Raw genomic sequence first — 22,673 nt, 5'->3', positions numbered from 1 at the left:
ACTTTCAGCTATTTAAAATCAATTATTTATCTATTAATGTATGACGTACACCTTTGAACATCTCAGGGCGCATCGGATGTGAGGCGGCATTCAGATGCGATCTATAAGATATGGAGCTGTGCTTGACGAGTAAATGAGATCTAAGCTAAGCAAATTAACCTCAAATTATGGGATTTATCAGGCGTAATTTGATTAGTATTAGAGGCCAATTCAAAGTCATTCTTTGATGATATGCCCTGATCGATGCGCTGCCGGTAGCGCTGCAGCATCTGCAATACTCGGCTCCTGCTTGTGCTCTGATTCTTTCACACGCTGCAGTGAATCTGAACTTTAAATGTCCACTCACCGATAATAATCTACCACTGATATAAGGCGGATATTTTAGGAATGACTCTTCAGTATTAGTATTTGAAATATACTTGTAATGTATATAATTTTTATTTTATACAATGTATATTGAATGGTATGCAGTTTGGAGTCCAAGTGGAAGATCATGACCATGCCGCCGCGCGCTATCTGGCTAAACTCCAACAAATGCAGGACCAGTATTCTCGTTATTTCTCTGTGAGCATCCGTGTGGTTACTAAAGATGCGGAGGGGGCTCTAACAGTTGAATCGAACGGGAGCTCACTTTGCATGGTCAAGCGTGACGACCCCTCCAGTTTCTGCCAGGCATTCATGTCAAGGGTACTGGACGCGTCGGAACCATTTCAGGTGTACACATGCCCATATGGGCAGCTCATGGCTGTGGGTAGGCTTGCCGTTTCAACTCACATCGTATCCCCCCCCTACTCCAATTCCGTGTATTACCTCGCGATCGTTGATAGGACTTCATCGCAAGACGGGGGCTCATCCGATGCGGATTCTCTTCGAAGTCTCATGAATGATACCGACGCTCAGAAACGGATTGACTTCATTGATAGAGCGAAGATTATTTACAGTGCATATTCTCTCGCGTTTTCCTTTGCCGGGAACCATTCAGACTCAGACAACAGCAGCCACCTCGATCGCGAGCAGCGAGCAAAGATCCTCAAGCGTCTGACGAAACGCGAGCTTGACGTATTGAGGCTCGTGTGCACAGGGCAATCAAACCAGCAAATCGCAGAGCAACTCGTAATCAGCGAACACACAGTCAAGCTGCACATCGGGAACATCCTGAAAAAGACTGGCCTTACCAATAGAACCCAGCTTGCGATTATGGGCTTGGAGCTCTTCTGATGCGCCGTCTTAAGATTGCGACTTACATCAACGCATGCATGGCGCTCGTCCTTACAATCGCACTCGCGCTCTTCGCGATAGTGGGAGTAGCCCTACTAAAATCAGCCGCCATTGACAGCACGGTCTCTAGTCTTCAGGTGGCACTCCAGACCGCCTACGACAGGATTGAGCTAAAAGACAACTCCGCGATACTCCGTATTAGCGAAGTGTTTTCTTATGAAGATGTGGGAAGCTATTTCGAGACCGGTGACGAGGAAAAGCTCTCCGAGATGCTCAATCGCTGTGCCCCCGTCGGAATGGGTACCCCATACACTGCCGCCATCGACGCTTCGGGAGTCGTGCTGGCGAGTAACGCGCAACCCGCTGGAACTGATTGGCCGCTTTCCCAACTCCTCAAAACTCTCAGCGAAGAGACCGCCGCAATCACCAGCACCGAGGTGATCCCAGAAGAGCAGCTCTCCATCTGTTATCCCTCGTTCAAGCAGAACGTCAAAGTACAAATTAGCGAAAATGACTATCTCAACGACGCGTACATTCGAATAGTGGCATACCCGGTTCGCTCATCTGAAGGTGTATTTCTAGGTGCCATAATCGAAGGATATCTGCTCAATAATAACCAGCTGTTGCTCGGCGACTTCTCTTCCATTGTCTCGAACGCATACCTCTCCATTGGCACGTCAGATGGAACAAGAATTTGCTCAAACATCCAGGTAGATGATTCCGCATTCTTCTATCCTGCGGGCACTCAGCAGATGCAAGAATTCGTTGACACAATCAACAAGGGCGAAATCTGGCGTGGCGTAGTTACAATGACCGACGGAAAGCTCGGTGTCGTTGTTGCCGGTTCGCTGAAAGACCAAACTGGGAAGATCATAGGAAACCTGGGCGTAGGGATGCCAGTCACAAGCATTCCGACAATCTCGCCTTCGCTTCTAACCACTCTAGGTATTTCTTTCATTCTTATCTTGGTTGCGACAGCCTTAATGGGACATATCCTCACGGGGCTCATTACCAAGCCGATTGCTAGCCTTGAGGCCAACGCGCGAGCAGTTTCAACCGGCGAGTTTCCAAACCTCGAAAGCATTCTCAAGCGAAAGATTCTGCCAAAAGAATTTGCTGAGCTAGCGAATGACCTGTACGTCATGGCAAACGAACTCACAAGCGAAAATCAACGACTTGAGGACAAGGTTAGCAAGCGCACCGAGGAGCTTCTGGCCACAATTGGCGAGCTTCGCGACGCAAATCAGCACAAGTCCCAGTTCCTAGCAAACATCTCTCATGAGCTGAGGACTCCCCTGAATTCGATCATTGGCTTCTCATCCCTCCTTCAGGATGGTCTAGCCGGAGAGATGAACGAGAAGCAGCACGAGTACGTATCAATCATTATCCAGAGCGGGAATCACCTGCTGGATCTTATTAACGACCTACTCGGCCTCGTGAAGATAGATACGAATGCAGACAAGCTGTCCATTTCTGACGTCAATGTGAGACGGCTCATCGTAGATACAGCGGCGACCATGTATCCACAGGCAAAGGCGAAAGGCCAGTCCCTATCGGAAGATATTGACCTCCCCCAGGGGACGTCCAACGTCCGCTGGGATGAGGGGAAAATGCGCCAAGTACTCATCAACCTCATAGCAAACGCAATTAAGTTTACTCCCCAGGAAGGTTCCATCTCCGTCAACTGTCGATTCGCCGGAACCGACAGTATCGAGTTGGACGTCGTAGATAACGGCATAGGCATCGATGACGGAATGAAAGAGCGGGTGTTTCTCGCCTTCGAACAGGCCGATAACAGCTACACGCGCATGTACAAGGGCGTTGGGCTTGGCCTGGCAATCACCAGAAGCATCATCTCCATGCATGGGGGGCATGTGTGGATAGAGGATACGGAGGGAGGCGGGACAACCGTTCGAATGGTTCTGCCGATGAACGCTGACGCAGAAAAGGGGGATGACAATGGAGAAGATACTGGTGGTCGAGGATGACGCGCCGAGCCTGATTCTCACTACCGAAGTCCTAAAAAACTACAATTACCTCGTGGTTTCGGCTGTCGATGGTGAAGAGGCCATTGAAGTTGCGGAGCGAGAGAATCCCGATCTTGCGATTTTGGACGTGATGCTTCCTGGGCTTAACGGCTTTCAGGTCTGCGAACGGCTACGTTCGATGCCGCAATTCCGCAACATGCCAATCCTGATGCTCACGGTATTAAACGAGGATTCACATCAGCTCAGGGCAATAGAAGCTGGCGCGAATGGCTTCCTGACAAAGCCATTCAAGCATACCGAGCTCATCATGAGGATAAAAGCGTTGCTCTCGGTAAGCGGGAATGTCTCAGAAATGGTGTCAATAAACACTGCTATCTCCGCTTTGCTAACCGCTCTCGAGCTTAGGCGCCCAGGCTCAACCATGAGCAGCCGGAGATGCGCCAACCTGGCAGAGCACCTCGCTACTGTCAGCGGGGTTTCTGATGAGGTGACCAAGAGTCTTAGGAGAGGAGTTCTCTTAAGAGACATTGGCTTCATTGCTTGTAACGATGAGGTTGCTCTCACAGATGACCACGACCCCACCTCTAGGGAGCACGCCCTCCTCGGACTAAAAATAATCAGCGGGTTTGGCAACGAGATTGTTGAAGCAATCGTGCGGTTTCATCACAGCACCCTAAATAGCAGCGATTATCCTTCTCATCTGCCTCCCGACGTTAAGAAGTGCGTCAACATTGCACTCGTGTGCAATCGCTTTGAGGAGTTGATCTACGGAAGCGAGCCACATTCGAAGAAGGATGCACTCCAGATAATTCAATCAGAGACCAGTGATGGAATATGGCCATGCGAGGAGGTCGGACTTCTCACCAGACTTCTCGCCAGCTGATTCTGACTGGCCGTCATGCTTTCTTAATACTTGATGGCTGGGGTAAGGCGTTTCCGCGACTTCCCCAGCCATCCTATGGATCAATGCGGTTGCACAGATAAACTTTCGGCGCCAGGTTCGACCTACCCAGAAGTCTATGTCCCAATGGCCAAACCGCTGGGAGGAGAATGGTCCACCCTCACAACTTCGAGGCACCATAGGAAACTGTCGACCAAAGTCCAGATTGACCGCCTCGTGCTCGCAGTCAATGATTATTACAACGTGTTGTATATCTTTGATTGGCTGAGGTACAGGCATGGATATGGACATTCAACCGCAGTCGCCCACGCGCAAGAAAAGCAAGCTTCCCCTGCTCTTATGCATCGTTGTAATAACGCTCATGGTCTGTCTCGACACAAGCATCGTCAATGTGGCCATGCCCGTGATGGCAGACGAGCTCGTCGTCACCATGGCGCAAATCGAGTGGATTGCCACTTCATATCTGCTCATGGTGTGCTCGACGCTCCTCTTCTTTGGGAGGCTTGGAGACATCCTTGGAAAGGCTGCGGTGTTCCAAGCGGGTGTCGCAACATTCACAATTGGCTCTCTCATCTGTGGTATTGCGCCAAATCTCGTGATGATCATTATTGGGCGTATTGTTCAGGGCGCCGGGGCCGGCGTGTCATTCTCGAACAACCAAGCTCTCATCTTCGAGAACTTCGATACCGATGAGCACGGAAGCGCAATGGGGTTGCTAAGCACGGCGGCCGCAATTGGATCCCTTCTCGGCCCTCCACTTGGAGGAGCGCTCGTTACATTTGGGCACTGGGGATACATCTTCTTGATAAACGTTCCCATCGGAACAGCTGCATTCGTGGCTGGGCACAAGCTCCTTCCAAATATCCGTCCCGAGAAGTCAATGACGCTAGATGTGCTGGGGTCCATCCTGCTCTTTGTCTCTCTCGCTATGACCATAGCCTCCGTCACGCTCATGCAGCAACAAACGACTAACCGCGAGCTTGTCATGCTAGTTGTTGGCCTTATTCTTCTCCTGGTATTCTTCTTCTTTGAACGGCACGCAGCATGCCCAATCTTTCCCGTTCAGGCAGTCAGGAACCCTGCACTTATCATCAACCTTGGAACGCTCTTCGTCATCTTCTTCATCATGGCTGCCCAAAATCTCATCCTGCCCTTCTATTTCCAGAGAGCACGCGAGCTGACGCCCATGCGTTCTGCGATGTACCTCAGTATCATTCCCGTTGTTTTGGGCATTGGGGGGCCAATTGGCGGACGCTGGTCGGATAGGATTGGGCGTCACATCCCCACAATCATTGGCCTTGGCCTTGTGCTTGCAGCGATGCTCACGATTTCCTCTCTTTCACTTACCGCTCCTCTTGTCATCGCGGCTATAGGCCTTATTCTCTACGGCATGGGCGAGGCGCTCTTCATTCCACCCAACAACTCGCTCATCATGGAATCCTCTCGTCCGGAGGAGCTTGGCTTTGTGGGTGGTCTTTCGGGCTTTTGCAGAATGTTTGGCCAGACGTTAGGCATCACGGTTGCCACTTCAGCACTCTACGGCCATATGAGCGATGAGGCAGGCATGTTGGTCTCAGATTTCGTAGATGGTCATCCAGAGATATTCATGCATGCGATGTCGTTTGTGTTTTTCATCCTTGAAATAGTCGTCCTGCTTGGCTTCATTGCAACAATCTACCGCTACGCGAAGTTTCTCCATGATCAGAAGCTCAACTAGTGGTTATGGTCAGCTCCGTACGGGAGGACAAATGGCAGACGACTTCCATCTCATACGAAAGATTGCCCGAATTAGCAGCATTACAAATAATATGTGCATAGTCCGCCTTCACAAGCTTGAGCTGACGCCTGCGCAATCAGAAGCCGTATTGTTCGTACATGAACATCCAGAAGAGAGCATCTCTTCACTGAAGAACTGCCTTGGCATATCACACCAAGCAGCTCAAGCGTTAGTCTCGCGCATGAAGCGGAAGGGAATCATCCAGACAGAAATCTCTCCCATAGACTCCCGCCAAGTGACTATGAGGCTCACGCAGCTAGGAAACCAGACATACACCGCCATTCTCAAAGACGGCGCAGATGCGTTGAGCGCAATCACCGTAGGCATGACAGAGGAGGAAAAGGCGGCCCTTGAGACCTTGCTTGACAGACTTCTGTCAAACCTAGATAGCGCAAGGTACTAGAAATGGTCCTTTAGGAGTCGCGGCAAGCAGAGTCACAAGTTGCGTATTACCCGTCGTATGGGCTTACGCCATCGAACGCCCCGGCGTGAACTCGCTGCGCACGCCCATCTTCCCCCAAAATGGTCAGCATCGTCCGCAGGGGCGAGTGTTCATTTGAAAGAGGATTTCACCGAGGATGACATCATCGCTCGGACTAACACGATTATCGAATCCTTTATCGGCTTCATGGACGCGAATAGGCTGATTGCTTAGCCAGCTTGAGATTGGAGCAACGCATGGCCACTTCGGATGGCTGCGAGGACGAGAGGCCCGACTACGTTCGTGCCCACGACCTCTCGAAGTACAACCAAGACATGATTGAATCTGCAGATATGTGCGGCTGCTTCTACTGCCTGGCAGCCTTCAAGCCAGGCGAAATCACCGAGTGGGTTGACGATGGCGATGGCTACACAGCGATTTGCCCCAGGTGCGGAGTAGACTCAGTCATCCCCTCCAGGCATGGGTATCCGATTACGCGGGCCTTTCTGGGAGAGATGAGGGAGTACTGGTTCTAGCGAGACGGTCAGCACCAATAAGGGACATTTATAGACACTCAGACTCCGAACTAGACGCTATTTACGGTTTGATGTTCTTTATTACTTGGATCACCTTCGGGCCATATTCCTTCACAACAGGGGCCATTTTCTTCGCGGCAGCTCCAATTTGTTTTCTAAAACCAACCAGCGCCGCTCCAACGCCAAGCCCACCTGTAAGGATGAGGCCGCGGCGTTCCCTCTTGTCTTCAAGGCATCTGTCGCATAGGTCGGATTCGTTCTCAGATGGTATTGGTCTCCCACAGGCCTTGCAGAAGCGGCCGGCCGTCGTGCCATCAATCTTCTCGCTTATTTACTTCATCCCCGTCGCTGGAATCGGGATCTGCAACGTCTTGCGTACCATCCATCGCGTCAGAATCCGAAGGCAGTTGTTCAGGATTCTGATCCCGGCAAGTAAGTCCTAGAACAGTCGACTCGATGTGGCCAAAGCGACCCGCGAGATCATTCACCGTCTCGCTCATGTCCTCTCGAGCGGCGCTGTTGAGCATGAGCAGGGTATCCCTCTTGTCGAGTCTCCTCTCAACTATGAACTCCTGAACTTGGCTAAGCGCCTGTACCGCCGGCCCCCTTTCTCCGAGGACGAGCCAGCCGACAACCTCCACGTAGCAGTTATCGACGATGTCCTCGAGATCCCCGAAGGCCTTAGCGGCGTCATCCCCCTCCTGACCACTCGCGATTGACTTAATAGTCCCGATGAGTTGGCCGAAATCCTGATTCCCGACCATATCCTTGTGGCGTTTGGCGATGAGCCTCTGCTTTCCCTCGAAAGAGGACATATGCTCCGCGCGGGCAACGGTCGCCTTCTGAATTGCTGCAACGATTGCAGCCCTCCGAAGCCGGCGATCCCGTATACAGTTTGCCTGAGTAAGCGCTTCCATTGCCGCAATACCAAGAGCGTGCCGGTCACCCCTAATCTCCCCTTGAATTCTCGCGCAGTCCTGGCGTACGCCCTCAATTTGCACGAGCACCTGCTGCATCATGGATGCCATGAGGAGGTTGTTTAGGGCCTGGTTTGCATCGGGAGCAAGCTTCTCTGCGTCGAGCGGGACCTGTCTGCGGATTGCCTTCCTGCCGGCATCTCGAAGGATTGCCCGCGTGTCACCATCCTTCCCGACAAGGAACTCGAGTTCCCCACTGCGGAGCCTCCGTCTCATCTCTGGAGTAATTCTGGCGACCCAGGTTGTCTCGTCAGTCAGGAGAGCCTCGGCGTTTGCGACGAGTTCGCTGAGGAGGTTCCAGAGTTCTCCCCTCTTCCCATAGGCTTCTCTCGCCACAGCCTCCACGTCCACGCTGCTCACCTGGACATGTGGTCTGAGCCGCAAATCAATACTCGCGAGGCTGGTTTCCGCCTTGGCAAGCCTTTCCTGTTGGGCGATGGGCACAGACGGGTCTGCAGAGTGATAGCCGCACGTGGGACAGACGCATGCCACCTCGGAAATATCGCCACCGCACTCGGGACACTTAAACAACGACATGGAGAATCAAGCCCTTCTGTCTTATTGGCGCATGGCTCCCGCTCCAGAACATCAACGACATCAATCCGTTATCCGGCTTTTCAATTTAGCGCAACAACAGAAGGCGGCTTCCTTGCATTCTGTAGAAGGCCTGACCGGAAGCAAAATGATTCAGCAATGCAGTCTGGACATCTCTCCTATATGCCGAGCAATGGGGAAGTTCGTGCACAGGGAGCGTCGGCATAGACCAAATGCCCGATGGAATACCTAACTCTCAAAGAAATCAGTGTCAATCGCCTTGATGGTGTACGTCTCCTTAACCGTCACGCCAACGTTGTAGTCAATCATGAGGTGAGCAAGAACCTTGCCATCCACAAGCACAATCCGCTGGCCCGATACGGTATCTGCAAAATCGCAGGCGCCGGAGCTAAACCGAGCCGTAGTGATGAAGAGCCCCTTCTGCGCATGTCTCTCGTTAAGTGCCCCTGAGAACTTTTGTACCTCTGGCTTGGAAACCACAGAACCCAGAGCCCACTTCTTGGCCTGGTAATAGACGTTGTCAAAGCCTAGGCGGTCTTCTTTCACGATACCGTCGATTCCGCCGTCATTGCTCTTTGGCGTTACCGTCGCAGGCTCTTCGAGCGACTGGCCATACCCCATCGCAACAAGCAGCTTTGCGACGAGAAACTCGAAGTCGTACTCGTTCATCCCAACCACATTCTGGAGGAGCTCGTCAGCAAGGGCGTCACGTATGTCTTTGTCGGCTTTGGCCATTGCCTCTTGCGGGGACATCTCCTCCTCTTCGCTATGAATCGACGTCTGAGCCTGTCTGTACTTCTGATTCTTCTCCAGGTAGGCAGTCTTCCATTTCTTGAAACTAGGGCACTCGTCCATGAGCTCTTTCGGCCCAAAAGGTTTTGAGTGCCTTGATAGAAAAGCGATTCCATCGTCAGTAATCTTGTAGGTGCCGTGCTTCTCGCCGTATTCGAGAAGGTTCGCCTTTCTCAAATCCATGATTGCCCAGCTCAGACGATTATGAAAGCGTTTCTCTCCACTCTTGATTCTCTCATCACGCTCGGCTCCGGTGAGATGGAATTCCTCTGCGGTTGTCTCGTAGAGCTCTGAAGATGACAAGTAGTCTCCTGCCTCATTGAGAACAACGAGAACCGGCCGCATTATCTCGTGCCACTTTGGCATTGTCATCGTGAATCCACCTCAAACGCTGAGAAGGGCCTGGTCGTAATTGATTCCAATTCGTTCATTCCGCTATTTCCAAGAGCCGACGAGGCGATTATCTTTATATCAAAGCTCATGCAGGACAGGATGCCAAGGAATCTGGGCGGACGACACGCCGGACGGCAAGCAGTCGATGGCGGTGTGGCGGCGCGAGCTTGGTTTGAGGGTAAGACCTGCTCGGAAGAGCAACATGAGGCGCCTCTCGTACGAGTGGCTGGCGGGGCTGCGTAAGATCGTGATAGACCCCGTGCGATGCCCGCTGGCCTACGAGGAGCTCAGACTGAAGGAGTTCGAACGCGACCGCGACGGCACGTGGGTAGACGAGATCCCGGACGGGAGCGACCACAGCATCGACTCGGTGTGCTACGCCATGATGGACGATGTGCTGCGCGGGGCGTGATGAGCAAGCTACTCAGCTATTCTCGACTGCAGTGAATCTGCTTTCCCAGCAAGCGAGCTTGTTCCCAATGTCCTTGTCTGACACATTGGACTTCTTAAGCTGATGTCGGACGTGTTCGTGGTCGAGTTTGTCGAGGATGACGAATACGCACTGCGCACAGGCTTTCTTCTCGTCATAGCTATAGCGGGAAAAGTTCAGAGGCGTGTTAAGCGCCGAAAGCCTCTCCCGCATATGGCTCTCGTCATTAAATGCGAGACGGTACATGACGCTTCCTAGCAATGGAGCGAGATCTCCGAAGCGCGCGCTAAGCTCCGGGTTCCTCGATATTTCTTCCATGCCCATACCGTAATTGAACGTACCATAGCCTTCGAGAATGCGTCTGAGTACATTTCCGATTACTTGGGTCTCCCGTTCGTCTTCGGTTTGGGAAGACGCAAAGTCGTAAGCCCTTTTCAATAAGGCGGTATATTCCGCAATATTCATCGGGCGATCCCTCGTGCCATCCCGGGCGAGATCAAGGTAGTCGATAATGAAGGTTTTGCCCGTTGATATCTTGATATCTTCAAACGTGTGCTTGAGCTCTGTAACGACGCCAGCGTCATGAGTCAGCACTGTTATGCGACTATCCGGATTCGAGCAAATAAGGTGCTCGGCTCTTTCGCGTATCAGGGAGCAGATTCCTATCCTATTCTCCATATCGAAGCTGGAGACCGGGTCATCCAACACGATGTACTGTGGGTCGTTGTCCTCGCTGCCCTCACGCTTGTTTTCTCCTCCTTCGGAGAAGAAGTAGCAGAGAGCCAAGATGTTCCTCTCGCCGGTGGAGATGTCTTTGGGCATGACGGGATTGCCATGGGAGCGAATCGCGTACCTTTCGTCAGACGGAACCAGCCTGAAGCGGTTGACGTCAAAGTACACGCTCGCCAAGTAGCGATTGATTATGTCTGCCGCAATGTCGACTTGGCGTAGCCGCGCCTCTTGTTGTCTTTTGTCTGATTGGTGGGACTTCTTCAGAGACTGTTGTTCGCTTAGCCTTTTGTTTACGTCTGCCAGTTCTTTCTCTGCCTTGGCATGCAATTCGATTTTGGCGTGCGCGTCAATCCATGCTATTTGGTCGCTTAGCTCTAGGAGCTCTTGCTCCATTCTTTCCCTGTTACGAAAGGCCTCGTTAATAGTGTCGATTTCCCCGTTGACCGACACGATGGAATCGTTTAGTAGGTCAATCGCGTCCGCCAAGCCGTGAGGAATCTCGTCTAGCGGCGTATAGAGGTTAGTCTCTCGTTTTCTGATCAGTTCGCGGTATCCCTCAACCAATGACCCCGCCTTGCTGCAGGCAGATGCATAGGCGGCCTTGGCATCGCCAGAAACTTGCTGCGGTATCTCGGCCTCTTGTATGTCGGGCAAGGCGATGGCCCGCAGCTCCGTCTTATATTCGTCTACCTCTTTGCCGAGGACTTTTACGATGCTTCTTTCGAGCGACTCTCCATACTCTTTCGAAACCTCCTGCTGGCATAGCGGGCACATGGTGGCCTCTCCGGAAGCAAACTCGACACGCGCCATCTCAACCATATCCTGACGGCCGTTCTGAACCAGTGACAGAATGCGCCGCTCTCGATCGGTCAGCTCTGGCTCATCTAGCACCCTCCCGAGAATCCGGATGAGCTTCTCCTCATCATCATGCGTGTACTTAATAGGCTCAAGGCGCGTGTCAATCAGAGACCCGGATGCTTGCGCCTTTCGATAGCCTGCGAGCTTTGTCCGGTACCGCTCATCAACCTCATTTCGTGAGGCCGTCGTGCTGGCCTGCAGGATGGAGCTCCATCTGTTCGCGTTGAGGACCATCTTTGACTTGAGCCTCTTGACGTCTTGGCCTCTTTGCCCCCAGCCGCCATTTTTCGCATCATCCATTGCGTCTGCCCTGAGCTGGTCGACCGATGACGGGCCGCTTTCCAGTGCCTTCTTCCGATTCTCAAGCTCCGCAATCTCTTCTTCGTCGGTCTCGAGCTTCTCGTTGATCTCCGCAATCTTGGCTTCTGCGTCGGCCTGGTCGCCCAGCATTACGATTGCTTGAAGTCCATCGTCTTTGATCCGAATCTTGCTCTCGATATAGCTCTCATCAAACACCCGTACGCGCTCGGCCTCGGCAAGGTCCAATTCGAGCTTGGCATTGTCGCCGTCGTAGAAATAGGACCCGCTGTCGCGCTTTGCCGCTGACGCAATCTGCCGCGCAATCGTCGTCTTGCCGGAGCCGTTATGACCGAATATCACCGACACGCGATGAGGTTTCTCGTGATTGGAGATGTTCCTTTTTCTAAAGAGGTCGAAATCGCACCCGGCTTCACCATAGATGCTGCCACATGCATGAACACCAAGAATTGATGGGATATCTCCAGACATAGGGACTCCGATGAGCACTTGTTTCCAATGGAGCGGCAGGTGAGTGGCACCGTTTTTCCAATTATACGCACTTGAAAAAGGCCTGGAGGAACACCGGTAGCCCCCGAACGGCCCCCTCTCTGTGACGCCATTCGATGATTCGACCGAAGTCACGATGAGCGGAGGACAATATGGAGATGCTGAGCGACAACGAAGTGTACTGGATGCCGGAGGGTGTGAGGGCGTATCTGCGGGGCGCCGGGTACAGCACGCGGGCGCTGGAGGACATGGAGCCCCACGTGCGCAAGTGGAACTCGTGGATGCGGGCCGTCGGCGAGTTCTACGACTACCGGGACACCGATGGCTTTGGGCGCGTGTACCAGGTACACAGGCGCACGATCATGCCGGCGATGCGGGTGTGCCGGGAGTGGGGCTCCCTCCTCCTCGACGAGAAGACGACCGTGGCGTGTTCTGCTCAACAGTGCACGGACTGGATCAACTCGTTCCTCTCGTCCATGAACTTCTGGGGGCGGGCGCAGGAGGCGGTCGTGCGGGCTTTCGGGCTCGGAACTGGGGCGTTCGCCATATGGATGGACACCGCTAGAAAGAGCATTAAGATCCGGCACCACGACGCGCGCATGGTCGTCCCCCTCACATGGGACTACGAGGGAATACGCGAATGCGCCTTCGTTACGAGGTGTTTCTCGAAAGGTGGGGTTCTGGACCAGCTGCAGATGCACGTGCTTGGTGACGATGGCGTTTATCGGATCCGCACGGTGTGCTTCGACAGGGACGGTCGCGAGGCGAGCGTGCCGGGCGTGGCGCCCGAGGTGGATACGGGCTCGGCCTTTCCAACCTTCGGCATCGTGAGGCCCGCGGTGCCGAACACGCACGTGGACTTCTCGCCCTACGGGCAGTCGGTGTTCGCAAGATGCCATCGACGCGGTGCAGAGCGTGGACCTCGCCTACGACGCGCTCATCAACGAAATCGACGCCGGCAAGATGCGGGTGTTTCTCTCCGATGTCATGTTCGACCAGGAGAAGACACTCGATGGGAAGAGGACCCCATCCCCTTCGGCAAGGGCGACTGCACGGTGTTCCGCAAGGTTATGTCGACCGAGGACACCATCACCGAGTTCGCACCTGCCTTGCGCACCGAGGCGCAGGGCCGTGGCACGACCGGCCAGGCCCGCGATGTGGCGCGGACGGCCCCGAGGCGCGAGCATGCGGCGGTGCCGGAGATCCCCGGCGGCAGGCGGCGGGCAGACTTAACGCTCTTCTCCACTCATGAAAGCGCCCCGTGCGTCTTGCACGGGGCGTAGCCAATCTTCTCGCTCTTCTCGTCCTTCTCGGTGGCGGCTAAACAGCGAGCGGGCGGGTGCGATCCTCTCTCGTACGGGATGCCCCAGAACTCGAGGGCGTCGGCTATGTCGCACAGGAAGCAGTCGTCCCCGCTCGTCGCGACGCGGTCGGCAACGTCGTCCAGGTTGTACGCCTTCGTGGGACGGAAGAAGAAGGTTGTCTCCCAGAAGCGCTCGCCGTACGCGAACTCGGTCACGGTGCCCATCGCCGTCTCGCGGACGTATGCGAGGCCGTCGTCGGCCTCTCCCCATGACATCGTCCTCTTCTCATCGTCGTCCTCCATCACGACCAGCTTCTTCTGGTGCATCGCTCGCTCCTCTCGTCTCGACCCGCCTTTCCGATTCGACGGTAGCGCGGATGAGCTGGGCGCGTTTCGGACGGTCTCGCCCAGTACGTGACGCTTCTCTACTCAGCACGCCACAAGCCGGCACTCCTGCCGGGTTACGCTTCACCCTGTGGCTCTTCTGTCGCGGTGCTGATATTTGCATCAGTTTGCACGCCTGCCGTTAAACCATCGTGCGTCCATAAACGCATTGCTGCGCCGCGCTTTTGCACGACACTGATTCACGCCTGAGCGCAGGCATCCTCAATGAGCCTCGCCCAATGGGTCAGCGTACTTGGACGCACCACCAGTCTTGCCGTTAATGGCTTGGGATTCCCCTTCGCATCGGTGCTCTTGCCATTGCTATCTTCCAGCAGCAGGAACTCGCCCTCCTTGCGCATGCGGCCATGAGCTACCGCGTTCCGGATATGCCTGAGCAGCGAGTCAAACGTGTCCGAGTAGTCCGTTGAGTCATCCAACCGTTTCGAGCCTTGATAGAACAGACCTTTCTCCTCGTCAAACGCAAGGTTCTGATCGGCCAGCTTCTTCTCGCTTGCCCAGCCGGACTCCCTGGCAACACTTGTCGTACCTCGAAATGACTGCATTCGTTCGCCCATCATCCTGACATAGAGGAGGGACATCCCCTCGGAACCTAGGACCGAGGGGATGTCCCACGAGAGCGTCGAAACGTTAGCAGGTGCCGCCCTGTAGAGATAGAACGGCACTATGGTCGAGAAGTCTTCGAACAGGAGAATTCGGCTTGGCATCTGGTACTCATGCTGCGTCTGGACCGTCCATTGAGACTTCTCTTTGGCCATCTCACTTCACCGCCACGCTGTGTAGAGTTGTGCGGACGTCGTAGATGAGGTCGTCCACGCCGAGGGCCGCGAAGTGCTTCTTGGCGCAGTCGACCTTGAGCTGCTCGGTCGGGCGCAGGTGCGGGTCGTTGTTGCCGCCGCCCTTTGTCTCGGTCACGAAGTAGACGCGATGCTCGCCGTCCTCGTTGACGACGTAGGCCCAGTCGGGGTTGTAGGGCCCGAGCGGCGTGTCGATCGTGAACTTGGACGGGAGCTTGGCGAAGACCTCAATCTCCTTGGTCTGGTCGAGCTCCACGGCGAAGGGCTTCTCGACCGTCGAGGAGTCGTAGACGACGTAGTTGTAGAGCGACTTGCCATGCTCCGGCTCCCAGGCGTTCTGGCCCAGGTAGGCGCGGATGTCGCCCGGCTCGAGGTCCTTCATCGTGTACCACTCGTCCTCGGGCAGGCGCACGTACTTGATGCCGCGGCTCACGATGGCGGACTTGGCCGTCTCGATGCGGCTCGCGACCTGCGCGAGGAACGTCGCCGGATCGTTGGGGAACTCGTCGTAGCGGCCGCAGCCTACGAGGATGCGTTTGAGCGTGTGGCGGGTGAGGTCGACCGCGTCCTGCAGCTCGGCGATGGGGTCAGGCAGGTCGTAGGCGCGCACGGTCTTGGTGTTGACCGTGGACTGCTCGGTGCCCTGGGCGGTGACGCCCGCGTCGTCGACCGAGAGGTCGGCGCACATGCTGAGCACCTCGAGCGGGCGCACCGGCGGCATCTTCTGGATCTCCTCGATGCAGCGCGCCACGAGCTCGTCGGAGTCGACCTCGACCTGGAACTTGGTGCGCCTGCGGATGCGCTCCCAGAGCGCCTGGAACGCGGGGCTGAGGGAGACGTCCTTGTCGAGCCTGACGCGGACCTCCTTGGACTTGTCCTTGATCTCGAGCTTCTGGGCCTTGTGCAGGATGATGGCCTCCACCTGCTCCTTGGCCTCCTCGAGGCCGGCCGGAAGCTCGACCTTGCCGTCCTGGGCAGCCTTCTTGAGCTCGGGTGTGATCTCGCCCTTCTTGCTGACGAGGCCGGCCTTCTGCAGGGATTCGAAGACCTGCTTGGACTTTTCGAAGCCGATCGGGCTCTCGGCGCCGCTCGCCGCGCGCACGGTGACCTTGGAGAAGGACTCCGGCGCGATGACGCCGAAGCGGACGCCGTCCTTGTCGAGCTCGGACTGAAGCCCTCGCGCGAAGGCGTCGTAGGACTCGTTGGCGACGACCGTGAGGACGTTGGCCTCCGGGTCGAGGCAACGCTCGCCCGACTGGTCGACCGGCAGGCGCAGGCCGCGGCCAACCTTCTGGCGCTTGGTGAGCGTGTCCTTGGTCTCCACGAGCGTGCAGATCTGGAAGATGTTGGGGTTGTCCCAGCCCTCCTTTAGCGCCGAGTGGCTCCAGATGAACGAGACGTCCTTGTCGTGGTTCTTGCCATCGGGGAAGGCGATGAGCGTCTCCTTCTCGCGCATGATGAGCTCGAAGGTGGAGGTATCGGCGTCGGTCGTGCCGCTCGTGTCCTTGAAGCGGCCCTTGCCGTCCTTGGAGAAGTAGCCGCTGTGGACGGCCGCCGGGTCGTCGATGAGCGGGACGCCGGCCTCCTCGCAGCGCCTCTTCCAGCCGTGCTCGAGGAGGTCCGCGTACTCCTGCTCGAAGACCTCGGCGTACTCGCCCCTCTCCCAGCCGTCCTTGGTGTAGACGCGGTACTTCTCGACCTTGTCGATGAAGAAGAGCGAGAGCACCTTGATGTGACGGGGCCACATCTCGAGCTGGCGCTCCAGGTGGTCCTCGATGGTGCGGCGGATCTGGGCGCGCTTGACCGCCTCGGCCGCTACGTCGCCCTCGGCGGCGCCGGGCGCGAGCCGATCGCCCACGGAGAGCTTTGGGGCCAGCTCGTCGATGTCATCTATGTGGGTAGTGCCTGCGATGCGCGTGTCCGGCACAAGGCAGATTGGCTGCGAGAAGGGCTTGGGGATCTCTATCCCCATGCCGCCCTTCCCGTGCATCGCCTGGATGATGGCACCGGCGCCGCCGGGACGGACAGGCACCAGACCGGCCGAGCTGCTCGGCGTTGCTCCGTCAGTCCCCATCGATGGCCTCCCTCAGCTTGGCTACGCGCAAGTCGAACTCTCGCTGGGTGCGCTCCCACTCCTCGATGGCCTCGCGCAGCTCCGCAGTGCGGGAGCTCACCCACTCCGGGTCTTGGAGGAGCTTCCCCAGCTGCATGTCCTCGCAGTTCTCAAGCTCATTGAGCTGCTTCTCCATGGCAGAGCGCTCGACCTGCTGGAGCTCCAGCTCCGTGGCCAGGGCGTTGGTGTCTTCCTCCTCCGCGAGGTCATCCTTAGGATCAAAGTGCCGCGTCGCAGCCTCGAGCGAGCGAAGCACCACAATGTCACCGTCCTGGTAGGCCTTTTGGGCAAGGGCGAAGTACTCGGCGCGCTTCTCGTCTTCTCCCACATGGACGTCGGGGTGCAGGCGCTTCATGAGCGTACGATACAGCGTGTGCATCTCCTTGGCGTCCGCCTCCGGCATGGCAACCCTTCCCAGGCGCCAGGCAAGCGCCTGCTCGTAGGCCTCTTTTGCCTCCTCGGCGGCCGCGGTCCAGGCGGAGAGCTCCTCGTCGAGCTGGGCTTCGATCTTCTCGTAATCTGGCACCTGGCCTTGGTTTGCCTGCGCCTGCGCAAGGGCGTAGCGCCGCTTTGCGCGCCGAGCGGCAACCTCCGCCTCGAGGAGCTCCTTCTCCCAGCAGCCGATCTTTACGGCGTAGTCCGCGTAAATCTGCGGGAGCTGCTGGAGCTTGATGTCCTCGATCTGCGTGACTATGTCCAGGATGTCCGCGCGCACCTCGCGGATGGCGCTCTTGAGCTCCTCTGCTGTGGGCGCTGCTTCTGCCATGGTGGCCACCATCCTCTCGACGTATGGTGCCTCACACCATAGCCGAGGGACGCGACAATAATTAGGGCATGAGACAAAGGGAAACTCCCTTTGTCTCACACGGTGCGCACGTCTTTCTCGCCTGTGCCACGGCGCCACGCCACGTGAACGGTGAAGCTATTGGCACCAGCGTCTCGCCTGTGGGCCACGGGGTCTGCTGTCACGGTGACGATGGCGGCGTCGGGGTCTAGGCGGTACGTGGGCGCGACGGGCACGGCGGGCGCGGCAGCAAGCGCCACGCCGACGGTGACGTCGCCCACCTGGTACACGCGCCAGACCCCGTGCTCGCTGGCCCCCTGCGCGACCGCAGGGCCAAAGTCGTACCGAAGCTCGACCTTCTCGCCAACCGAGAGCGGCAGCACGTCCGCCTCCAGCGCGAGCGCACCGTCCGACTCGTCGCGCACCACAAACGGGTACGGCTCGCCCGCCACCTGCATGGCCACTGAGCCCGCTGGCGTCTGCACCTTGGTTGCCATGTCGCCCAGAATCACGCGCGTCATGCGGTACTTGCGGAGCCGCGCGATGTCCTTTGGCCCCACATCGTCCAGGCGCGTGAGGTCACTGTTGTGGCGCAGGTCAGCCACCTTGACGCGGCGCGCGATGGGATTCTCGCCCGCTGCGCGCACGTAATCAAGATAGGGCACGCCGTCCTTGTGGGTAAGGAGCTGGACCGCGGCCAGTGCTTCTGGCGAGATGCCCAGAGCGAGAAGGTCCTCCGGGGTAGCTCCGCAGTCCTCCATCACGTCGTGGAGAAGCGCGACGCAGGTCTCGTCCTCGGTGGACATTTGCTCCGCAAGGTGAAGCGGGTGGTTGACGTAGGGCAGGCCGGCCTTGTCCAGCTGGCCGGCGTGCGCCCGATAGCAGAACCTGATCGCGTTCTTCGTGACGGGCGTGTACAGCATTCCGTGCCTCCTTGGATGCGGCTTTCGGTCGCACGGCTTTGTCGGCTCCATGCTACGCGCTCGGCAATCGGTAGGAGGTCAACTGTCAGAAACCTCATACTAAAGAAAACCTCACACGTGATATTTCGTTATTGATTTTCGCTACCTATCAACTGGCCTTTTGTCTTCCCTAATCAAATAGTAAATATCACGTGTGAGGTTTGCCAATTCGAGGGAGCCAGACGCTGGCAGTGAGCACGCCTGGAACTACGCACGGTCGCAGGCGAGAGGAGCAAAAGCCCAGTAATCCACAAACCTGAATCACGACCGTGCGTAGTTCAGGAGATCGAGAACAGCGCAGGCAGCGAGACGGGAACAGCTACGCCGCACCACACGCGCCGAGCTGCTAGATGAGACAAAGGGACTGTCCCTTTGTCTCATCCGCACCAGGAACAACGCGCAAGGGCGATAATGGAGCTCAAGCAAAAGACGTCCGGCCGGTGCATTGCCCTTGCTCGCGTCGGCCAACCGCAAAGGAAGGGACACGCCATGACCCCAGAGGAATTCGACGAGGCCGCAGAATACTGGACCAAGGGGGACGCGACCTCTGCCCGCATGCCCGAGGATGAGCTGCGCAAGGCAATCGACGCGTTTCTCGGCGAGCATCAAATCTGCGCCATGGCAACGGCGTCGGCCGACCTCGTCCGCTGCACCCCGCTCGAGTACACCTACCGTGACGGCAAATTCTGGATCTTCTCGGAAGGCGGACTCAAGTTCCATGCGCTCAAGGAGAACCGCAACGTGTGCCTTGCCGTCTTCGAGCCCTCGTACGAGTTCGGCAGGCTCGAGAGCGTGCAGGTCACGGGTACCGCAGAGGTCGTCGACCCCATGAGCGAGAAGTTCTCGCGCGCCGCAGCGGAAAAGAAGCTCACCGGCGAGAAGCTCGAGAAGATGCGCACCGTGCTCCACCTGATCGAGGTCACGCCCACGCGCATCGACTATCTGTGCAGCACGCTGCGGAAGCGCGGGTTTGGCGTTCGCCAGTGGATTGAGCTGTAACCGAACGGCTTGCGGCCGCGATGAGACAAAGGGACTGTCCCTTTGTCTCACTAACGCCCATACTGCAATCAGGCAGCCGCGCAGAGCGCGCAACCAGAGGAGGCCCCATGGAGTTCACTGACGTCATCAAGAACCGCTACTCGTGCAAGAAATACAGCGACCGTGCCGTGGAAGGCGACAAACTGGAGGCGATCCTCGAGGCCGGGCGCGTGGCGCCAACCGCGAAGAGCCTGCAAGAGCAGCACGTCTACGTGCTGCAATCCGCCGATGCGCTCGAGAAGTTCGACGGGCTCACACCCTGCCGGTACGGCGCGCCGACCGTCCTTCTCGTCGCCTTCGACAGCGAGAACGTCTACACCTACCCAGGCAGCAAGCGCACCTCGGGCATCGAGGACGCAAGCATCGTGGCGACCCACATGATTCTTGCTGCCGCAAACGAGGGCGTTGACTCCTGCTGGATAAACCGTTTTAGCCCCGAGGAGGCTGCGAAGGCCTTTGGCCTGCCGGCAAACGAGGTGGTTCTCTGCGCGATCGACCTTGGCTACGCGGCCGAGGGCGCGGGCCCGCTGCCCAACCACTCCTCGCGCAAGGAGCTGGCGCAGACCGTCACGCGGCTGTAGGGACTGGACCTCGGCGCGAGCTTCTCGAACCGCATACCTCACACGCATACCTCACACGTGTTGTTTCTTTTTTGATTTCTCATCACTCTCAACTGGGATTTTGCCGTCCTACGCCTCAAAAGAGAAACCACGTGTGAGGTTTTATCTGCGCGAGAAGGATCTACTTGTGACTGGCAAGGTACCTCATCGCAGCAGGTCGCGCAGTTCGTTCGGTTCGAAGTGGTAGTGCTCGCCGCAGAAGTGGCAGTACACGTCGGCGGGCTCGTCCTTGGAAATCATATCCTCCAGCTCCGCGCGGCCAAGCGCCAGCACCACGCGGGTGGCGCGCTCGCGGTTGCAGCCGCAGTGGAACTCCGCCGGCATGACGTCCAGCTCCTGGTACGAGAGGCCGTCCAGCACGTGGCGGAGGACGTCCGTGGGCTTCAAGCCCTCCTCGAGCAGGTCCGTGACGGAATGCGTGCCGGCGAGGTTCTTCTCCAGGCGGTCCACCACCGCGTCCTCGCATCCCGGCATCAACTGCACGATAAATCCGCCCGCCTGGCGGATGCTCTGGTCGGTGTCAACCAGCACGCCCACGCCCAGCGAGGTAGGCACCTGGTCGCTAGCGGCAAAGTAGTACGTGAGGTCGTCCCCTATCTCGCCGGAGACAAGCGGGACCTCGCTGGAATACGGCTCCATGCCCGGCAGGTCGTGGACCACCGAGAGTGTTCCCATGTGGTTCTCCCCAGCCACGGCCTCGCCCACGCTGAGCTTGCCCGCGCTGTTGAGCGGCAGCCACACGTGGGGATGGTTGGCGAATCCCTTGGCCTGGCCGCGGTTGTTCGCGGTCACGGTGAGGCCGCCCACGGGACCCTCGCCGCGAATCACAAGGGTGATGAGCTCGTCGTCGTTCTTGGACATGGCGCCCATCATCATGCCCGCCATCAGGAGGCGCCCCAGCGCGGCGCTCACGACGGGCGAGGTCTGGTGGCGCTCGTGCAGCTCTTGGACGCTCGCGCGCGCCGTCACCGCAAAGGCGCGCACCTGGCCGTCGGCCGCCGTTCCACGCACAATATGGTCGCCGAGACGAACCGCCTCAACGTTGAAGTTAATGACGCCGCTCTCGCGCGCGGCCTGCTCGCTGTTCTCGCTCTTTTCGTCTGCCATGAGTTCTCCCTCTTCTTGTCTAATGAGAACCATGGTAGCGAAACGAGAAGAGCGTCGGCCGCAGCGAGAGGCGCGACGCCAACCGGCGCAACCGGGCTTCCGGTTGGCACCAGTTATTGTTCAAACCCTTATGTGGCCGCGGCTTGGTGCCAATTCGCTGACCTGCGGTTCATCAGGCTTCGAACCGCTTTGTACTCGGGGCACCCCGGAAAAACCGTATCCCAACCGCAAATCCGCGCCATCCGGCACCCGGCAGGCGCCCACGCAGCGCTAAGTTTGCCCACCCCGAACCGCCCACCAGCGCTGTTGAGAAGGATTGGGACAATATATGAGTCCGAGGGGCGGAAAACGTCGATATTCTTCTCAACAGCACATTGAGAGCGAAGTGGAGAAACCACAGAATGTCCGATTTCTGCCCAACAGCGCGCGGGGAGCGGAGTGGACAGCCGCACGGAAGCCGAGAAGCCCCGGCGACCCAAATCGAAGCGCTTCTGACCTCACCCGCGCTCGGCGTCAGCAACCTCCACCGGCACGCTAAACGCCCCGTCTCGCCAAACGCACTGATAGACGGCACAGTTCCCAATGAACTTCGACCAGTAGTCCCCACGAGAACCCGGCGTGAGGTACTCGAGGATGCCCTTCATCAGGATTGCGTGCGTGGAGACAAGGACGCGCTCCCCGGACGAGCGAGCGACTTCCTCGATGAATTTGCCCGCTCGAGCCGTCACAGACGAGAGCTGCTCCATACCGTCAGGCGCCGGATTGCGGACAAAGTCGCTGAAGAACGTGACGACCTCTGGTGCGGGTTTCCGCAGGTTCATGCCCTCGTAGGGGCCGTAATCCATCTCCAGGAGGCGGTCGTCCGTCTCAACCGGCACGCTTCCGCCCGAGACAATCTGCGCGGTCTCGACCGCACGACCCAGCGGACTCGAGTAGACCCGGTCAAAGAAGATTCCGCGCTCGTCGAGAAGCGCCCGCACGCGCTGCGCCTGCTCGCGCCCGCGCTCGTTGAGAGGGATGTCCCTTCTCCCCTGCAGCTCGTGGCGCAGGTTGGCGTCGGTCTGCCCGTGTCGAATGACGTAGATGTCCATGCCTGCCCCCGCCGCGCCGCGCCCTTCTCGTCCATCGGAGCAATGGTAGCGAAACGAGAGGAGCATGCCAG

The 22,673-nt window shown here is 57.3% G+C and carries 20 protein-coding genes; 10 read left to right on the top strand and 10 right to left on the bottom strand.

Annotated features, from left to right (window positions below; genetic code table 11):
- Nucleotides 1-636 precede the first annotated feature (636 nt).
- The 6 genes from AUL39_RS03425 to AUL39_RS03400 all read left to right on the top strand — a co-directional run bounded on the left by AUL39_RS03425 (nucleotide 637) and on the right by AUL39_RS03400 (nucleotide 6,841).
- Nucleotides 637-1,218, top strand: a complete 582-nt coding sequence (locus AUL39_RS03425; protein ID WP_082667248.1) for a helix-turn-helix domain-containing protein — start codon at nucleotides 637-639, stop codon at nucleotides 1,216-1,218.
- A 38-nt stretch (nucleotides 1,219-1,256) separates the two neighbouring features.
- Nucleotides 1,257-3,206, top strand: coding sequence for an ATP-binding protein (locus AUL39_RS03420; RefSeq protein WP_160327015.1), 1,950 nt, complete (start codon nucleotides 1,257-1,259; stop codon nucleotides 3,204-3,206).
- Complete coding sequence (locus tag AUL39_RS03415; RefSeq protein ID WP_059053614.1) at nucleotides 3,178-4,089, top strand: response regulator; 912 nt, start codon at nucleotides 3,178-3,180, stop codon at nucleotides 4,087-4,089. Before AUL39_RS03420 ends, AUL39_RS03415 begins: the two co-directional genes overlap by 29 nt.
- Before the next feature lie 295 nt (nucleotides 4,090-4,384).
- Nucleotides 4,385-5,824 carry an MFS transporter gene (locus AUL39_RS03410; RefSeq protein ID WP_059053612.1) on the top strand — a complete coding sequence of 480 codons (1,440 nt, stop codon included), beginning with the start codon at nucleotides 4,385-4,387 and terminating at the stop codon, nucleotides 5,822-5,824.
- Nucleotides 5,825-5,855: 31 nt separating this feature from the next.
- Nucleotides 5,856-6,287, top strand: a complete 432-nt coding sequence (locus tag AUL39_RS03405) for a MarR family winged helix-turn-helix transcriptional regulator (RefSeq protein ID WP_059053610.1) — start codon at nucleotides 5,856-5,858, stop codon at nucleotides 6,285-6,287.
- Nucleotides 6,288-6,562: 275 nt separating this feature from the next.
- Nucleotides 6,563-6,841 carry a hypothetical protein gene (locus AUL39_RS03400; protein WP_070807541.1) on the top strand — a complete coding sequence of 93 codons (279 nt, stop codon included), beginning with the start codon at nucleotides 6,563-6,565 and terminating at the stop codon, nucleotides 6,839-6,841.
- 314 nt (nucleotides 6,842-7,155) lie between these two features.
- Here the strand turns inward: AUL39_RS03400 and AUL39_RS03395 are convergent, their stop codons facing one another.
- Together AUL39_RS03395 and AUL39_RS03390 are read right to left on the bottom strand one after the other, a co-directional pair.
- Nucleotides 7,156-8,169, bottom strand: coding sequence for a hypothetical protein (locus AUL39_RS03395; RefSeq protein ID WP_153001550.1), 1,014 nt, complete (start codon nucleotides 8,167-8,169; stop codon nucleotides 7,156-7,158).
- A 432-nt stretch (nucleotides 8,170-8,601) separates the two neighbouring features.
- A complete protein-coding gene (locus tag AUL39_RS03390) occupies nucleotides 8,602-9,537 on the bottom strand; it encodes a restriction endonuclease (RefSeq protein ID WP_059053606.1) in 936 nt (311 codons plus the stop codon).
- A gap of 223 nt (nucleotides 9,538-9,760) precedes the next feature.
- Here AUL39_RS03390 and AUL39_RS03385 point away from each other — a divergent pair, with 223 nt between their 5' ends.
- Nucleotides 9,761-9,970 carry a hypothetical protein gene (locus AUL39_RS03385; protein WP_070807540.1) on the top strand — a complete coding sequence of 70 codons (210 nt, stop codon included), beginning with the start codon at nucleotides 9,761-9,763 and terminating at the stop codon, nucleotides 9,968-9,970.
- A gap of 12 nt (nucleotides 9,971-9,982) precedes the next feature.
- Here AUL39_RS03385 and AUL39_RS03380 read toward each other — a convergent pair whose 3' ends face one another.
- Complete coding sequence (locus AUL39_RS03380; protein ID WP_070807539.1) at nucleotides 9,983-12,367, bottom strand: AAA family ATPase; 2,385 nt, start codon at nucleotides 12,365-12,367, stop codon at nucleotides 9,983-9,985.
- A gap of 170 nt (nucleotides 12,368-12,537) precedes the next feature.
- Here AUL39_RS03380 and AUL39_RS03375 point away from each other — a divergent pair, with 170 nt between their 5' ends.
- The gene (locus AUL39_RS03375; protein ID WP_059053599.1) at nucleotides 12,538-13,668 is read left to right on the top strand and encodes a hypothetical protein; all 1,131 of its coding nucleotides are present in this window, start codon (nucleotides 12,538-12,540) and stop codon (nucleotides 13,666-13,668) included.
- On the opposite strand, the gene AUL39_RS03370 is transcribed toward AUL39_RS03375, so the two are convergent.
- The 5 genes from AUL39_RS03370 to AUL39_RS11295 form a co-directional block, all read right to left on the bottom strand.
- Nucleotides 13,632-14,015: a hypothetical protein gene (locus tag AUL39_RS03370; RefSeq protein WP_059053597.1), complete on the bottom strand. Its 384-nt coding sequence runs from the start codon at nucleotides 14,013-14,015 to the stop codon at nucleotides 13,632-13,634. The two genes, AUL39_RS03375 and AUL39_RS03370, sit on opposite strands and share 37 nt — an antisense overlap.
- 257 nt (nucleotides 14,016-14,272) lie before the next feature.
- A complete protein-coding gene (locus tag AUL39_RS03365) occupies nucleotides 14,273-14,848 on the bottom strand; it encodes a hypothetical protein (RefSeq protein ID WP_059053595.1) in 576 nt (191 codons plus the stop codon).
- A gap of 1 nt (nucleotide 14,849) precedes the next feature.
- Complete coding sequence (locus tag AUL39_RS03360; protein WP_059053593.1) at nucleotides 14,850-16,961, bottom strand: restriction endonuclease; 2,112 nt, start codon at nucleotides 16,959-16,961, stop codon at nucleotides 14,850-14,852.
- Entirely contained in the window at nucleotides 16,951-17,766 is an 816-nt protein-coding gene (locus AUL39_RS03355) for a J domain-containing protein (RefSeq protein WP_153001549.1), read from the bottom strand. Before AUL39_RS03355 ends, AUL39_RS03360 begins: the two co-directional genes overlap by 11 nt.
- Before the next feature lie 95 nt (nucleotides 17,767-17,861).
- Nucleotides 17,862-18,707, bottom strand: a complete 846-nt coding sequence (locus AUL39_RS11295) for a hypothetical protein (protein WP_070807538.1) — start codon at nucleotides 18,705-18,707, stop codon at nucleotides 17,862-17,864.
- A gap of 528 nt (nucleotides 18,708-19,235) precedes the next feature.
- On the opposite strand from AUL39_RS11295, the gene AUL39_RS03345 reads away from it, so the two are divergent.
- The gene (locus AUL39_RS03345) at nucleotides 19,236-19,745 is read left to right on the top strand and encodes a pyridoxamine 5'-phosphate oxidase family protein (RefSeq protein WP_059053588.1); all 510 of its coding nucleotides are present in this window, start codon (nucleotides 19,236-19,238) and stop codon (nucleotides 19,743-19,745) included.
- Between the two features lie 107 nt (nucleotides 19,746-19,852).
- Nucleotides 19,853-20,365 carry a nitroreductase family protein gene (locus tag AUL39_RS03340; RefSeq protein WP_059053586.1) on the top strand — a complete coding sequence of 171 codons (513 nt, stop codon included), beginning with the start codon at nucleotides 19,853-19,855 and terminating at the stop codon, nucleotides 20,363-20,365.
- A gap of 183 nt (nucleotides 20,366-20,548) precedes the next feature.
- Here the strand turns inward: AUL39_RS03340 and hslO are convergent, their stop codons facing one another.
- The gene (gene hslO / locus AUL39_RS03335; RefSeq protein ID WP_082667200.1) at nucleotides 20,549-21,511 is read right to left on the bottom strand and encodes an Hsp33 family molecular chaperone HslO; all 963 of its coding nucleotides are present in this window, start codon (nucleotides 21,509-21,511) and stop codon (nucleotides 20,549-20,551) included.
- Nucleotides 21,512-22,008: 497 nt separating this feature from the next.
- Nucleotides 22,009-22,602, bottom strand: a complete 594-nt coding sequence (locus AUL39_RS03330; protein ID WP_059053584.1) for a histidine phosphatase family protein — start codon at nucleotides 22,600-22,602, stop codon at nucleotides 22,009-22,011.
- Nucleotides 22,603-22,673: the final 71 nt, after the last annotated feature.

The sequence above is a fragment of the Tractidigestivibacter scatoligenes genome (assembly GCF_001494635.1).
In the GTDB taxonomy this organism is placed as follows: Bacteria; Actinomycetota; Coriobacteriia; order Coriobacteriales; family Atopobiaceae; genus Tractidigestivibacter; species Tractidigestivibacter scatoligenes.
The sequence above is the reverse complement of the archived record's forward strand: the minus strand, read 5'-3'. Positions and strand labels throughout refer to the sequence as shown.